This is a genomic window from Marinobacterium rhizophilum DSM 18822 (assembly GCF_000378045.1).
GTDB lineage: Bacteria > Pseudomonadota > Gammaproteobacteria > Pseudomonadales > Balneatricaceae > Marinobacterium_A > Marinobacterium_A rhizophilum.
Genome location: NZ_KB899089.1, coordinates 62,141 through 75,023, shown reverse-complemented (window position 1 = coordinate 75,023; position 12,883 = coordinate 62,141). Strand labels below are relative to the sequence as shown.

10 protein-coding genes are annotated in these 12,883 nt (G+C 60.0%); 5 read left to right on the top strand and 5 right to left on the bottom strand.

The features are described 5' to 3' along the window. Positions 1–33: 33 nt before the first annotated feature. The 3 genes from F451_RS0100350 to F451_RS0100340 are packed head-to-tail and all read left to right on the top strand — an operon-like array spanning position 34 to position 2,422. Positions 34–363 (top strand): PepSY domain-containing protein, encoded by a 330-nt coding sequence (locus F451_RS0100350; protein WP_020679351.1) that lies wholly within the window; start codon positions 34–36, stop codon positions 361–363. Next, positions 360–1,046 carry a response regulator transcription factor gene (locus F451_RS0100345; RefSeq protein ID WP_020679350.1) on the top strand — a complete coding sequence of 229 codons (687 nt, stop codon included), beginning with the start codon at positions 360–362 and terminating at the stop codon, positions 1,044–1,046. The genes F451_RS0100350 and F451_RS0100345 overlap by 4 nt, the downstream gene beginning before the upstream one ends. Beyond that, positions 1,046–2,422: an ATP-binding protein gene (locus F451_RS0100340; RefSeq protein ID WP_020679349.1), complete on the top strand. Its 1,377-nt coding sequence runs from the start codon at positions 1,046–1,048 to the stop codon at positions 2,420–2,422. Before F451_RS0100345 ends, F451_RS0100340 begins: the two co-directional genes overlap by 1 nt. Before the next feature lie 28 nt (positions 2,423–2,450). On the opposite strand, the gene argA is transcribed toward F451_RS0100340, so the two are convergent. From argA to F451_RS0100320, 4 genes are all read right to left on the bottom strand, one after another. Further along, entirely contained in the window at positions 2,451–3,794 is a 1,344-nt protein-coding gene (gene argA, locus F451_RS0100335) for an amino-acid N-acetyltransferase (RefSeq protein WP_020679348.1), read from the bottom strand. 1 nt (position 3,795) lies between these two features. After that, a complete protein-coding gene (argE, locus tag F451_RS0100330) occupies positions 3,796–4,965 on the bottom strand; it encodes an acetylornithine deacetylase (RefSeq protein WP_020679347.1) in 1,170 nt (389 codons plus the stop codon). Between the two features lie 296 nt (positions 4,966–5,261). Next, positions 5,262–6,527, bottom strand: a complete 1,266-nt coding sequence (locus F451_RS0100325) for an inorganic phosphate transporter (RefSeq protein ID WP_020679346.1) — start codon at positions 6,525–6,527, stop codon at positions 5,262–5,264. Positions 6,528–6,551: 24 nt separating this feature from the next. Then, the gene (locus F451_RS0100320) at positions 6,552–7,232 is read right to left on the bottom strand and encodes a TIGR00153 family protein (protein WP_020679345.1); all 681 of its coding nucleotides are present in this window, start codon (positions 7,230–7,232) and stop codon (positions 6,552–6,554) included. A gap of 194 nt (positions 7,233–7,426) precedes the next feature. On the opposite strand from F451_RS0100320, the gene F451_RS26490 reads away from it, so the two are divergent. Next, complete coding sequence (locus F451_RS26490; RefSeq protein ID WP_020679344.1) at positions 7,427–8,518, top strand: CYTH domain-containing protein; 1,092 nt, start codon at positions 7,427–7,429, stop codon at positions 8,516–8,518. Between the two features lie 82 nt (positions 8,519–8,600). Next, positions 8,601–11,540, top strand: a complete 2,940-nt coding sequence (gene glnE, locus F451_RS0100310) for a bifunctional [glutamate--ammonia ligase]-adenylyl-L-tyrosine phosphorylase/[glutamate--ammonia-ligase] adenylyltransferase (RefSeq protein WP_020679343.1) — start codon at positions 8,601–8,603, stop codon at positions 11,538–11,540. 317 nt (positions 11,541–11,857) lie between these two features. Here glnE and F451_RS0100305 read toward each other — a convergent pair whose 3' ends face one another. Then, a complete protein-coding gene (locus tag F451_RS0100305) occupies positions 11,858–12,853 on the bottom strand; it encodes a branched-chain amino acid aminotransferase (protein ID WP_020679342.1) in 996 nt (331 codons plus the stop codon). Positions 12,854–12,883: the final 30 nt, after the last annotated feature.

Sequence of the window (12,883 nt, the reverse complement as noted above, 5' to 3'; positions counted from 1 at the left end):
GCCGGACATTAATCAAACGAGGAGCGGACCTTGATGTTGCGAACCTATAGTATTCGGCGGCTGTCGGGCATCAGTTTGGTGTTGTGCGCACTGGTGTTTTGCCTGGCACCGGCGCCGGCTGCCCGCGCTGAGCATGAAGCGCCGGCCCCGATGCTGCTAGCGGCAGACCGGGGGTTGAGCATGCAGCAGGCGGTCGAGATGGTTCGCAGCCAGTACAAGGGACAGGTGGTCAAGGCGACCGAAATCGAATATCAGGGACGTCCGGCCTACCGCATTCGTCTGGTCAATGCAGGGCGCGTGCGGGATGTGCTGGTGGATGTCCAGTCAGGTCAGATTATTAATGCCAGGGGTAACGACGGATGAAAGTACTGATCGTCGAAGATGACAAAGATTTGCGCCGTCAACTCAAGACGGCGCTGGAAAGCCGCGGTTATACCGTGGAAGAAAGTGCCGACGGTGAAGACGCCGCCTTTATGGGCGCAGAGTACCCTTACGATCTGGCGGTGGTGGATCTGGGGCTGCCCAAGCTTTCCGGCGTGGAGGTGATTCGTCGCTGGCGCGCCGAACATAAAATGTTTCCGGTACTTATCCTGACCGCCCGGGGCGACTGGCAGGACAAGGTGGAGGGACTGGAGGCCGGTGCCGATGACTATCTGGTCAAGCCGTTTCATATCGAGGAACTGATGGCGCGTCTCAATGCGCTGGTGCGCCGGGCTGCAGGCCATGCCACCCCGGTGCTGCGTTTTGGCCCCATCGCGCTGGATACGTCCGGCAGGGTGGTGACGCTGGATGACAAGCCGGTGAAACTCACCAGCTATGAATTCCGCACCCTGGAATACCTGATTCTGAACGCCGGCAAGACCATTTCCAAGACCGAGCTGACCGAACACCTGTATCACCAGGACTTTGACCGCGACAGCAATGTACTGGAAGTGTTTATTCGCCGTCTGCGCCAGAAGCTGGACCCGGACCAGACTCTGCAGCCGATCACCACCGTACGCGGACTGGGCTATCGTTTTGATCTGTCGCCGGTTGCCGAGGCCTGATGCTGCGACGGCTGTGTCCCAGGGTGCGCTCACTGCGAGCGCGCCTGCTGGTTTTTTCCTGCAGCCTGCTGCCGGTCGTCTTTTTCAGTGCCTGGTTTGCCCTGCAGAATGCCTTTTTACACAGCCTTGAAACGGCCGAGCGTGAACGCCTCAAGTTACAGGTATACCTGTTGCTGGGGGCTGCCGAATTTCATGCTGGTCGGCTGAATATTCCCCAGGCGCTGCGCGAACCCCGTTTTGGGCAGGTCGAATCAGGTTTGTACGGCGTCATTGAAAGCCGCAGTGGCGCGCTGCAATGGCGCTCCGAGTCCAGCATGCTGCTGTCGGCCTCCCTGTTGCTGGCGCTGCACGAAACCCAGCTGGCCCCCGGCGATGTCCTGTTTACCCACCTGCCCGAACATGGCCTGTACCTGTACCAGTACCCGGTTGTATGGGAAAGCGCCGGGCGGGAGCATCAGTATCTGATTAACGTGCTGGAAACCGACCAGCCGTTGCAAGCTGAATTGCGGGCTTATCGTAACCAGTTGGTGAGCTGGCTCAGCCTGCTGTTTGTGCTGGCGCTGCTGGTGCAGTACATCATTCTGCGCTGGAGCCTTAAACCGCTGGATGCGCTGGCGCTGGATCTCAAGCGCATCGAAAGCGGGGATGCACGCCAGCTTGAGGGTACCTATCCGCTGGAAGTTCAACCGGTCACAGAAAACCTCAACCTGCTGCTCGACAGTGAGCGGCGTCAGCGAGAACGCTATCGTAATACCCTGGGGGATCTGGCCCACAGTCTGAAGACGCCGCTGGCCGTGATGCGGGGCTTGTCCGAGGAAGCGCTGCCCCATAACGAATATCAGCACATTGTGCATGAGCAGACAGAGCGTATGGGGCAGATTGTGCAGTATCAGCTCGCCCGGGCGGTGAAGAGCCAGGGACGGGGGATATCAGCCGGGGTGGATGTGGCGCCCATCGTGCAGCGTATCTCCCAGGCCCTGCTCAAGGTATACCGCGACAAGAATGTGCAGATCGAGCAGCATCTGGCCGAGGGACTGCGTTTTGCAGGCGATGAGCGTGACCTGATGGAACTGCTGGGTAACCTGCTGGAGAACGCCTGCAAATACGGCAAGCAGAAGGTCAGGGTGGTGGCAGGCCTGCAGGATGCCGACAACCTGCAGATCTACATCGACGATGACGGCGCCGGGGTGTCGGCCGAGCGCCGTGATGTGGTGTTGCAGCGTGGCGAGCGACTCGATACTTCGGCGCCGGGGCAGGGCATCGGTCTGGCGGTGGCGGTGGACATTCTCAGTAGCTACAACGGCGAACTCAGTATCCATGAGTCGCCGCTGGGCGGTGCCCGTTTCCGCATACTGTTGCCGGCCGTCTCTGTCTGAAGAGCGGCCTGAACCGTGCTGTTGCCAGTCAGATGGGCTTGATAAACACCTTGGAATTGCGCTGATAGTTATAAAGCTCCTTGCGTTTGCCGGGCAGCTTTTCCAACGGTGCCTCGACAAAGCCGCGCTCGATAAACCAGTGTGCGGTACGGGTGGTCAGTACGAATAACTGAGACAGCCCCATTGCACGTGCCGCCTCTTCAATGGCGCCGAGCAGCATTTCACCGCGCTCACCACCACGGTACAGGTTGGATACCGCGACGCAGGCCAGCTCCCCCATGCCCTCATCGGCGAACGGATAAAGGGCTGCGCAGGCAATGATGGCACCGTCGCGCTCAACGATGGTGAACTGCTCGATTTCCGCCTCCAGCAGTTCGCGGGAGCGGCGCACCAGGACGCCGGCCTGTTCCAGCGGCGCGATGAGCTCCAGAATGCCGCCAACGTCCTCAATGGATGCCTGGCGTACCTGCTCGTACGATTCGCTTACCACCATGGTACCGGCACCGTCGCGGGTAAAGAGCTCACTCAGCAGGGCGCCATTTTCCTGATAGCTGATCAGGTGGCAGCGCGGAATGCCGTTATTGCAGGCGATTACGGCAGCCTCGAGCTGACGCGACAGCTCGGTATATTCCTGGTCCGGCGCCTCGGATTCCATGCGGTTGAGGTACTGCTTGACCATGCGTTCAGCGGTGCGGGCCAGCAGTTCGCTGCGCAGCTCGCCGCTGCTGTCAAACACCCCTTTGGTCGCGCCAAACAGGATCAGCTTCTCGGCGCCCAGCGCCTTGGCCGCTTCGGTCGCGACTTCTTCGATGGCCAGGTTGAACATTTCTCCCGTGGGGGAATAGCCGATATTGGACAGCAGGACGATCTCACCCTGGTCCAGGTGGCGCGCAATGGCGGTCTTGTCCACGCGGCGCACTTCACCGGTATGCATCAGGTCCACGCCTTCGTGGATGCCGTAAGGGCGCGCCGTGACAAAGTTGCCGGAGCAGACGCGAATGCGGGCGCCGTGCATCGGTGTATTGGCCAGCCCCATCGAGAGCCGGGCCTCGATCAGGCAGCGCTGGTAGCCACAGGCATCGATAACGCAGTCCAGCGTCTCGCTGTCGGTTATGCGCATATCGTGATGCAGGCGTGATTGCAGGCCCCGCTCGGCCAGACGCTGCTCGATCTGCAGGCGTGACCCGTATACCAGTACCAGGCGCACGCCCAGGCTGTTGAGCAGTACGATGTCGTGCACGATGTTGGCGAAATTGTCGTCTACCACCGCATCGCCGCCGAGCATCAGCACGAAGGTCTTGCCGCGGTGGGCATTGATATAGGGGGATGACTGGCGGAACCAGTTTACGTACTGTTGAATGTCGTTTGTCACGTCAGGCGTCCGTTGTGCCGTGCAGGCAGTATTTCTGTATCAGTTGTTCAAGCACGCCGACCATGGGATTGATCTGGTCGTGGCTCAGGTATTCATCGGGCTGATGGGCCTGGGCAATACTGCCGGGTCCCATGACGATAGTGTCCATGCCCATGCCCTGCAGGAACGGGGCTTCGGTGCCGAATGCGACGGCTTCCGCCTGGTGGCCGGTGAGCTGCTCGGCGGTACGTACCAGCTCTGACGTGCGCGAGTTCTGGAACGGCGGGATGCCCGGGAAAAGCTCGTCGACGTCGATCTTTACGCCGTAGGGCTGCTGCAGGGGCGCCAGACGCTTGTGAATAGACTCGCGCAGCACATCGATACTCATGCCGGGCAGCGGGCGCAGATCAAATTCCAGTTCGCAGCGGCCACAGATGCGGTTTGGGTTATCACCCCCGTGGATGCAACCCAGATTGAGGGTTGGTACCGAGACGGTGAAATCGCTCTGGCGATACTGCTGCTGCAGCTCGCGGCGAAAGGAAATCAGTTCCCCCATGACGCCATGCATGGCTTCCAGCGCGCTGGCGCCCAGGCTCGGGTCCGACGAGTGGCCGGACCTCCCGGTAACCCGTACCACATCCATCATGATGCCTTTGTGCATGTAAATGGGCTTGATGCTGGTGGGCTCGCCAATGACGGCATAGCGGGCCTTCGGCCGGCCCGCTTCGGCCAGAGCACGGGCGCCGCTCATGGAGCTTTCTTCATCGGCGGTGGCCAGGATGATCAGCGGCTGCCTGAGGGGCTGGTCCACAAAACGCCGTGCCGCTTCAATGGCTATCGGGAAGAAGCCCTTCATGTCGCAGGTGCCGAGGCCATAAAAACGGTTGTCCCGCTCATCGAGCCGGAACGGATCGCTTTTCCACAATTCGCTGTTGCAGGGGACGGTATCGGTATGACCGGACAGCACCAGCCCGCCGGGGCCCATGCCCAGGGTGGCGATGAGGTTGGATTTTCCGGGGTGGCCCGGCACCGGCATGACCTCGGTACGAAAGCCAAGATCCGACAGCCAGGTTTCAAGCTTGGTGATAACGCCAAGGTTGCTTTGATCCCAGTCAGCGGATGAGCAGCTGATCGACGGAGACGCGATCAGTTCGCGCAGCATGGTGACCAGGTCGGGAATGGCAGCGGGCATGGCAGACCTCAAAGGTAACGGACATGCGCTCTATTGTGCAGGCTTTGCGGGCACCGGTCTATGCTCCGGCGCGCGGCAACCCGGCGGCTGGAACGCGGACTGCATGCCTCATCCAGCAGTGCACAGATCCGCTCGGGCGCGGGTCCGGTCAAATTTTCGTTTTCATCCGTCAGCGGTAATCTTTACTGACGCATGCTTGTCCTGATCGCTATGCCAGCGCAATTCGCTACCCGCTACAAACAAAAATGGCGCCTTCGGGGAAGGCGCCATTTTGTATAGCAAGAGGGGGGACCGCCCTAGCTGAACATGCCCTTGAACATAAAGAAGAACATGATGGCCAGGAAGGCACCGGCCGGCAGGGTAATGACCCAGGACACGAAAATGGTGCCCACCACCCGAAGGTTCAGTGCCGCCAGGCCGCGGGCCATGCCGACACCCAGTACCGCACCCACCAGGGTATGGGTGGTCGAGATCGGCAGCCCGGTACCGGACGCAATGACCACGGTGGTGGCGGCGGCCAGTGTTGCGGCGAAACCGCGGCTGGGTGTCAGCTCGGTGATGTTGTTGCCCACGGTTGCGATAACCTTGTGGCCGTACATCATCAGGCCGGCAACGATACCTGCGCCACCAAGCAGCAGAATCCAGGCCGGCATCGAGGTTTGCTGGGCCACGGCGCCGCCTGCATTGACGACACCCACAATGGCGGCCAGCGGGCCGACGGCGTTGGCAACGTCGTTGGAGCCGTGAGCAAAGGCCATGGCGCAGGCCGTGAACATCATCAGAATGGCGAAGATTTTCTCGACGCTGGAAAAGTGATAGTCACGGTCGGCTTCCGGGTTGGGCTGGATGTTGCGTTGCAGCATCATCCCGATCAGCATGGTCAGTATGCCAAAGCCGACGGAGAAGAGTGCGCTTTGGGTCCAGCTCAGGTGCAGGCCGATATGCTTGAGACCCTTGGTGAAGGTCACCATCGCAATGATAAAGCCCACCAGGAAGATGTAGATCGGCACATATTTCTTGGCGTTCTTGAACGGGTCTGTCGTATCCAGTATGAGCGCCTGTACGGTTCGAAACAGGAAGAAGGCGATGCAGCCCGCCATGAGTGGCGATACCACCCAGCTGGCCACGATGCTCGATACCTTGCCCCACTGCACGGCTTCCGGTGATATGCCCACGGCGGCGAAGCCGACAATGGCACCGACAATGGAGTGAGTGGTGGAGACCGGCCAGCCGTAGTGCGTTGCGATCAGCAGCCAGAAACCGGCCGCCAGCAGGGCGGCGAGCATGCCGTAGATCAGCAGATCCGGCGAGCCTGTCAGCAGTGCCGGATCAATGATGCCCTTGCGGATAGTGTCTGTAACAGCGCCACCGGCCAGATAGGCGCCGGCAAACTCGAACAGAATGGCGATCATGATCGCCTGTTTCAGGGTCAGGGCTCGGGAGCCCACTGAGGTACCCATGGCATTGGCAACGTCATTGGCGCCTACACCCCAGGCCATGAAGAATCCGAAGATGCAGGCAAGGATGACGATCATATCGCCGTGCTGTGCAATCATGTTCATGTGGAAATCCTTGGTACGAGAAGCTTAGCGTGCGAGCAGCAATTGCAGACGCGCGCCTACTTGCTGTGCGCGGTCGGCGAGGTCGCCAATCCAGTTGATGACCTTGTACAGGAACATCGCATCGATCGGGTGCATGTCTTTTTCCACAGCGAACAGGGCGCTACGAATTTCGCGCTCCAGGTCGTCGGCATCGTGTTCGAGGTCGTCAATGTTGTTGATCATCCCTTCAACTGACTTGACTTCATGACCGCTGAAACCCGAGCTGATGAGTTCGTCCAGTTCATTCAATGCCGTCAGTGCCTGGGCGGATGTCTGCAGCGCGCTGCGGACAAACAGGCTCATCTTGGGCTGAATGGCTTCCGGGATGTGCATTTTGCGCCCAAGCATCAGGCCAGCAATATCCTTGGCTCGGTTCGCGATCTTGTCCTGCATGCGCAGAAGCTCAAGCAGATCGGAACGCGGAACAGGTAGAAAAATGCTGTTGGGAAGGTGCGTACGAACCTCTTTTTTCATCGCATCCGCTTCATGCTCAAGGACAGCAATCCGCTGCTGGACCGCCGCAGCTGTTTCCCAGTCGTTGGCCATCACGGCATCGAAAAACGGAATCAGCTGCAAGGCGCAAGACTGAGCCTTGGCAATGTGCTCCTGCATGGGTTTGAACGGCGAGCGCGCAAACATCTGCAGAATCGGATTATTGGTTACCATTGGGTATCCCTGTTGGTTGTCTCGACTTCGGGCGCAAGTATAAGTGGGCATAAAGCGCTGTTGTAGTAAAAGTAGAATATTTTTTTAACACTTTTGTGTTTGAAGGGCTGTTTGGATATTACTTCACAGTGCTTACGGCGACCGTCGCCGGGCGGTTAAACTCTGCATCCATCCTTTAAAATACGGACGACTCCATGGCGCGGGAAATTGAGTTGAAGCTGAGTATTGAGCCGCAACAGGCCGTTGTGCTGCTGGCGCTGCCGCTGTTGGCCGAACCGGAGTCGGGCGGGTGCAGGCCGCTGCATAACCAGTATTTCGATACGCCAGATCGCTTGCTGGCGCAGCACCAGGTGGCGTTGCGCATTCGCGAACAGGGCGGTCGATACATCCAGACCCTGAAAACCCGGGGCTCCAGTCAGGGCGGGTTGCATCAGCGCAACGAGTGGGAATGGGATTTGGTAACGCCTGCGCTGGATTATGCGCTGCTGGCCACGGCAGACTGGCCCCAGGCATTGCAGGCCCCGGAGGTGCAGCAGCGCATAGTGCCGGCTTTTCGAACTGATTTTGAGCGTACGACCTGGCTGCTGCGTCCGCCGTCGATCAGTGGCAAGCCGGTCTTGATCGAGCTGGTGCTCGATCAGGGCGAGGTGACAGCGACGCCCGCCGGTGGGACAAGGCTCAGCACAGCGTTGTGTGAACTGGAACTGGAACTTAAACAGGGCTCGGCCGCGGATCTGTATCGCGTTGCGCTGGAGCTGGCGACCGCCGTCCCGGTTTTGTTAAGCGATATCAGCAAGGCCGAGCGGGGTTATCGCCTGCTGGGGGCGGTGGAGCCGCTGCCTGAGTCTGCACCGTCGCCCGACAGCTTGACCGGTAGGGATGCCTTTTTGTGCCTGGCCCAGGGCGCGTTGACCCGTGCCAGCCGGGGACTCGACGCATGGCGCAGCAGTGGTGACTGCATAGCTGACAGGCAAGGGCGCGACTGGCAGGCCGCGGAAATGGCTGCGCTGGCCTGCCGGGAATTGCAGGCATTGCTGCAGTGCTTTGCCGCGCTATTGCCCGAGACGGTCGGGGTCGAACTGGGGGCTCCCCTGTTCGAGTTGTCTCAGGGGCTTGAGCGGGCGCTGGGCTGGCGTCGACTGCAGCGCAGGCTTGCCGTCGCTTCGCAACGCGACTGGGAAACACAACAGGCGCCGGGCGCGGCGATGAATCTTGATGCACTGCTGCGCGATCCCGCGCCTGGGCGCGTCTTGCTGGCTTACGGCGCCCTGCTGCACAGCATGTGAGGCCGGTTTCGGCCTGTCGCACCGAGTCTGGTAAGCTTTGTTCAAAACAGCGCCTAACGCTGGTTCAGGGAGTAGAAAAATAATGCTGGCACCGCAACTTGATCATATACCGCAGCCGCTGCATGGCCTGGTTGAGCAGCACTGGCAGACTCTGGCTGATGTTCTGGAACCGCTGCAGTTCGGGGCGGGGGCCCTGTCTGCGGATGATTTTGCGCGCCAGCTGACCCAGGTGCTGGTTGGCAGTGACTATGTGGCCGCACAGCTCATCAAGCTGCCTGCGTTGCTGCAGGATCTGCTGGACAAGGGCGATCTGGTGCGGGATTACCCCGCCGGTCATTATCGTGAGCAGCTGGCGATGGTGCTGGCGGCGGTGAACGACGAAGCCGGTTTGCACCGTGCATTGCGCCAGTTCCGCCACCGCGAAATGGTGCGCATTATCTGGCGCGACCTGACCCGCCAGGCAGACATGCGTCGCACCACGCTTGAGCTGTCCTGGCTGGCCGATACCTGTATAGATCTGACGCTTGAAAGGCTTTACCAGGACGCCTGTGAAAAATGGGGTACGCCGCATTCACGCCCGGATGCTCAGGGCCGAACTCAGCCCCAGCGCATGGTGGTGCTGGGCATGGGCAAACTGGGTGCCTTTGAGTTGAACCTGTCATCGGATATCGATCTGATCTTCAGTTTTGCCCGCAATGGCAGCACGCAGGGGGCGCGCCGCAGCCTGGAAAACCAGGATTTCTTTATTCGTCTGGGGCAGAAGCTGATTCAGGCGCTGGACAACATCACGGTCGACGGTTTTGTGTTCCGCGTTGACATGCGACTGCGTCCTTTCGGGTCGGCGGGCCCCATGGCGTGCAGCTTTGGTGCGCTGGAAGGCTATTACCAGGATCAGGGCCGTGAGTGGGAGCGCTACGCCATGATCAAGGCGCGGGTCGTGGCCGGTGACATCGACGCCGGAGCTGAGCTGCAGCAGCTGCTGCGCCCGTTCGTGTATCGCAAGTACATCGACTTCAGTGCCTTTGAATCATTGCGCGACATGAAGGAAATGATCAATCGCGAAGTGCGGCGCAAGGGGCTGGAGCAGAACATCAAGCTTGGCTCAGGCGGCATTCGCGAGGTGGAGTTTATCGCCCAGGCCTTTCAGCTAATCCGGGGCGGGCGCGATCGCCGGCTGCAACAACGTGAACTGCTCAACATACTGCCGTTACTGACGGAATTTGGCATGCCCCAGGACGCTGTCGATGAACTCCAGAGTGCCTATACCTACCTGCGCAATGTCGAGCATGCGATTCAGGCCCTGGAGGACAAGCAAACCCAGGAATTGCCGACCGATGACACGGATCGTTTGCGCCTGGCCTGTAGTCTGGGGGCGCCCGACTGGGATAGCTTCAGTGCCGAGCTGGAATTGCAGCGCGGCCATGTACGGCGTCATTTTGCAGATGTGATCGCACCGGCCAAAGAAGAGGATGCCGAGGTTCTGGAGGATGTTGCAGAGTGGCTGGCGCTGTGGGATGGCGCTCTGGAGCCCGAGGCCGCCGAGCAGTATCTGGCTGAGCAGGGTTATGACGATCCCGCCCGCAGCCGTGAAGAGCTGGATCAGCTGCGCGCCTCGCGCACGGTTGCCACCTTGCAGACGGTGGCCATGGAGCGTTTGCGCATCGTGTTGCCCCGGCTGCTGATGGATGTGGCGACAGTCGAAAACGCCAGCGAAACGCTGTCGCGCGTGCTGCAGCTGATTCAGGCCGTGTTGCGCCGCTCGGCCTATCTGGTGCTGCTGGGGGAGAACCCGGCGGCTTTGCGCCAGCTGGTTCGGCTCTGTTCCGGCAGTCGCTGGTTTTCGGACAAGCTGACGCGACTGCCCATCCTGCTGGATGAGTTGATCGATCCACGCACGCTCTATGCACCACCCGACAAAATGGTGCTGCAACATGAGTTGCGCCAGCAGCTGCTGCGTATTCCCCAGGAGGATGTCGAGCAGCAAATGGAGGCGCTGCGCTACTTCAAGAATGCCCATGTGCTGCGGGTGGCGGCGTCCGATATTACCGGCGCCCTGCCTCTGATGAAGGTGAGCGATTATCTGACCTGGCTTGCAGAATGCATTCTGGAGGCCGTGTTCGAAATCGCCTGGCGTCTGCTGGTGGAAAAGCATGGTGTGCCGATCAAGGCTCCTGGCGAGCCGTGCGATCCTGACTTTGTCATCGTGGGCTATGGCAAGCTGGGAGGCATCGAGCTGTCCTACGGTTCAGACCTGGATCTGGTGTTCCTGCACGATGCGGACCCGAACCTGTCGACCACGGGCGAGAAACCGGTGTTCAACAATGTTTTTTTCACCCGCCTGGGACAGCGCATCATTCATATTCTCAGCACCTTTACCGCCGGTGGTCTGCTGTACGAAGTGGATATGCGATTGCGTCCCTCCGGCAATGCCGGGCTGCTGGTCAGCTCGCTTAAAGCCTTTGCCGAGTATCAGCGCAAGGAAGCCTGGACCTGGGAACATCAGGCCTTGTCGCGCGCACGGGTTGTCGCCGGTTGTCCGCGACTGGCCCAGGAATTTGAGCAGGTGCGGGCGGATATTCTGGCCCAGCCGCGGGATGAGACCGCGCTGCGCCAGGAGGTGGTGGACATGCGCCTCAAGATGCGAGACCACCTGGGCAGCAAGCCGAGTGGGAACGATGAGCCGGGTGTCTTCAACCTGAAACAGGACCGGGGTGGCATTGTTGATATTGAATTCATGGTGCAGTACTGCGTACTGGCCCATGGCAGCCGTTATCCGCAGTTGCTGGAATATACCGACAATATCCGCATTCTGGATGCGGCAGAGCAAGTGGGTCTGTTTACGCCGGACGATGCCGACATACTGCGTGAGGCGTACAAGGCGTACCGTTCGGTAGGGCACCGCCTGAGCCTGCAGGAGCAGTCGAGCGTGATTGCTGATTCGGAGATGGGGAGCTATCGCGCGGCGGTGAGTCGCATCTGGGTACAACTGATGGAACCGGATGCCGGAACTGAATCCAGCTGATTCTGGTGCCAGCCTGTAGCCCGGAATGAGTTTACGAATTCCGGGCAATGAGCGAAGCGAGTTTCGAGCATGTGGCCATTTACGCTTAGGTATTAGTCATTGGTAATTAGCGGGCGCCTGATCATGACTCAGGCTTCGCGACTTGCTACTGACGAATCACGAGAGGTCATCTCACTACACCGTAGAAGCTGCGTCCCGCAGCGAAGCCTTAGGGGGCAGGTTCAATACCCAAAAAGAAAAAGCGCCAGACATCACTGCCTGGCGCTTTTTCTTTTTGGGAAGACTGGCCGCGACAAGTCGCGGTGTTGTTCCGCAAATCAGATGCTGGTGAGCCAGCCGTGCCTGTCTTCGGCCTTGCCCCACTGAATATCGTTCAGTGCCTGGCGCAGTTTTACTGTGGTCGCGCCAATGCCGCCGTCGCCGACCGCGTATTCCTTGCCGTGGAAAATCAGGGTGCCAACCGGCGCCAGAACCGCTGCTGTGCCTGACAGTGCGGCTTCGCAGCCGGGCTTGGCGGCCCGCTCCAGCAGTTCGTCAATGCTCAGAGCGCGCTCAGATATCTTCATGCCCATGTCCCGCGCCAGCGTAAGAATCGAGTCCCGCGTGACACCGTGCAGGAAACTCTCGTCCAGCGCCTTGGTGATGATTTCGTCGCCGTCGATGAGCAGGAAGTTGGCAGCGCCGGTTTCCTGTACATCGCCACCGGGGCAAAACAGCACCTGGTCAGCCTGGTATTCGGCGCGTGCGCGCATGATTGGACGCAGGGCGCCGGCATAGTTGCCCCCGCTCTTGACCATGCCCATGTGTGGCGGGCAGCGCATGCCCTGATCATCAACCAGCAGCCGCAGTGCCTTGTCGCCACCGGCGAAGTAGTCCCCCACCGGAGACAGCAGCACGTACTGGCATGATGTCAGCGACGGCACGGCGGCCTTGCCAATGGCAGGTTCGGTACCGAAATGGGTCGGGCGAATGTACATGGAACCGGGCGGCGCGGGCACTTCGTCGGCAAAGCGGGCAACGATGTCGGTGATCATTGCCGTGGTGGCCGCCGGATCGATGGCCGGCAAGGCCAGCAGCTCGGCGCTTTGCGCGAAGCGGGCAATGTTGCGGTCCATACGGAAGATCTTGATCGAGCCGTCTGCATGGCGAAATGCCTTGAGGCCTTCAAAACAGGTGCTGGAGTAATGCAGGACATGAGCGCCAGGGTGCAGCTGGATACTGTCGCTCGATACCACCTGGCTCTCACTCCAGTCAGAGCCATCAAACCAGGAAATCGCCATTTCTGGCATAAATAGTGAGCCGAACGCCGCCATACTGAGTATCCCAAACAAATTCTTTTCAAG

What these genes read in the sequence shown, in the direction of transcription:
- F451_RS26490 (WP_020679344.1), top strand. Translation starts at nt 7,427, where the DNA reads ATGGCGCGGGAAATTGAGTTGAAGCTGAGTATTGAGCCGCAACAGGCC.
- F451_RS0100320 (WP_020679345.1), bottom strand. Translation starts at nt 7,232, where the DNA reads ATGGTAACCAATAATCCGATTCTGCAGATGTTTGCGCGCTCGCCGTTC.
- F451_RS0100350 (WP_020679351.1), top strand. Translation starts at nt 34, where the DNA reads ATGTTGCGAACCTATAGTATTCGGCGGCTGTCGGGCATCAGTTTGGTG.
- F451_RS0100305 (WP_020679342.1), bottom strand. Translation starts at nt 12,853, where the DNA reads ATGGCGGCGTTCGGCTCACTATTTATGCCAGAAATGGCGATTTCCTGG.
- argE (WP_020679347.1), bottom strand. Translation starts at nt 4,965, where the DNA reads ATGCCCGCTGCCATTCCCGACCTGGTCACCATGCTGCGCGAACTGATC.
- F451_RS0100345 (WP_020679350.1), top strand. Translation starts at nt 360, where the DNA reads ATGAAAGTACTGATCGTCGAAGATGACAAAGATTTGCGCCGTCAACTC.
- glnE (WP_020679343.1), top strand. Translation starts at nt 8,601, where the DNA reads ATGCTGGCACCGCAACTTGATCATATACCGCAGCCGCTGCATGGCCTG.
- F451_RS0100340 (WP_020679349.1), top strand. Translation starts at nt 1,046, where the DNA reads ATGCTGCGACGGCTGTGTCCCAGGGTGCGCTCACTGCGAGCGCGCCTG.
- F451_RS0100325 (WP_020679346.1), bottom strand. Translation starts at nt 6,527, where the DNA reads ATGAACATGATTGCACAGCACGGCGATATGATCGTCATCCTTGCCTGC.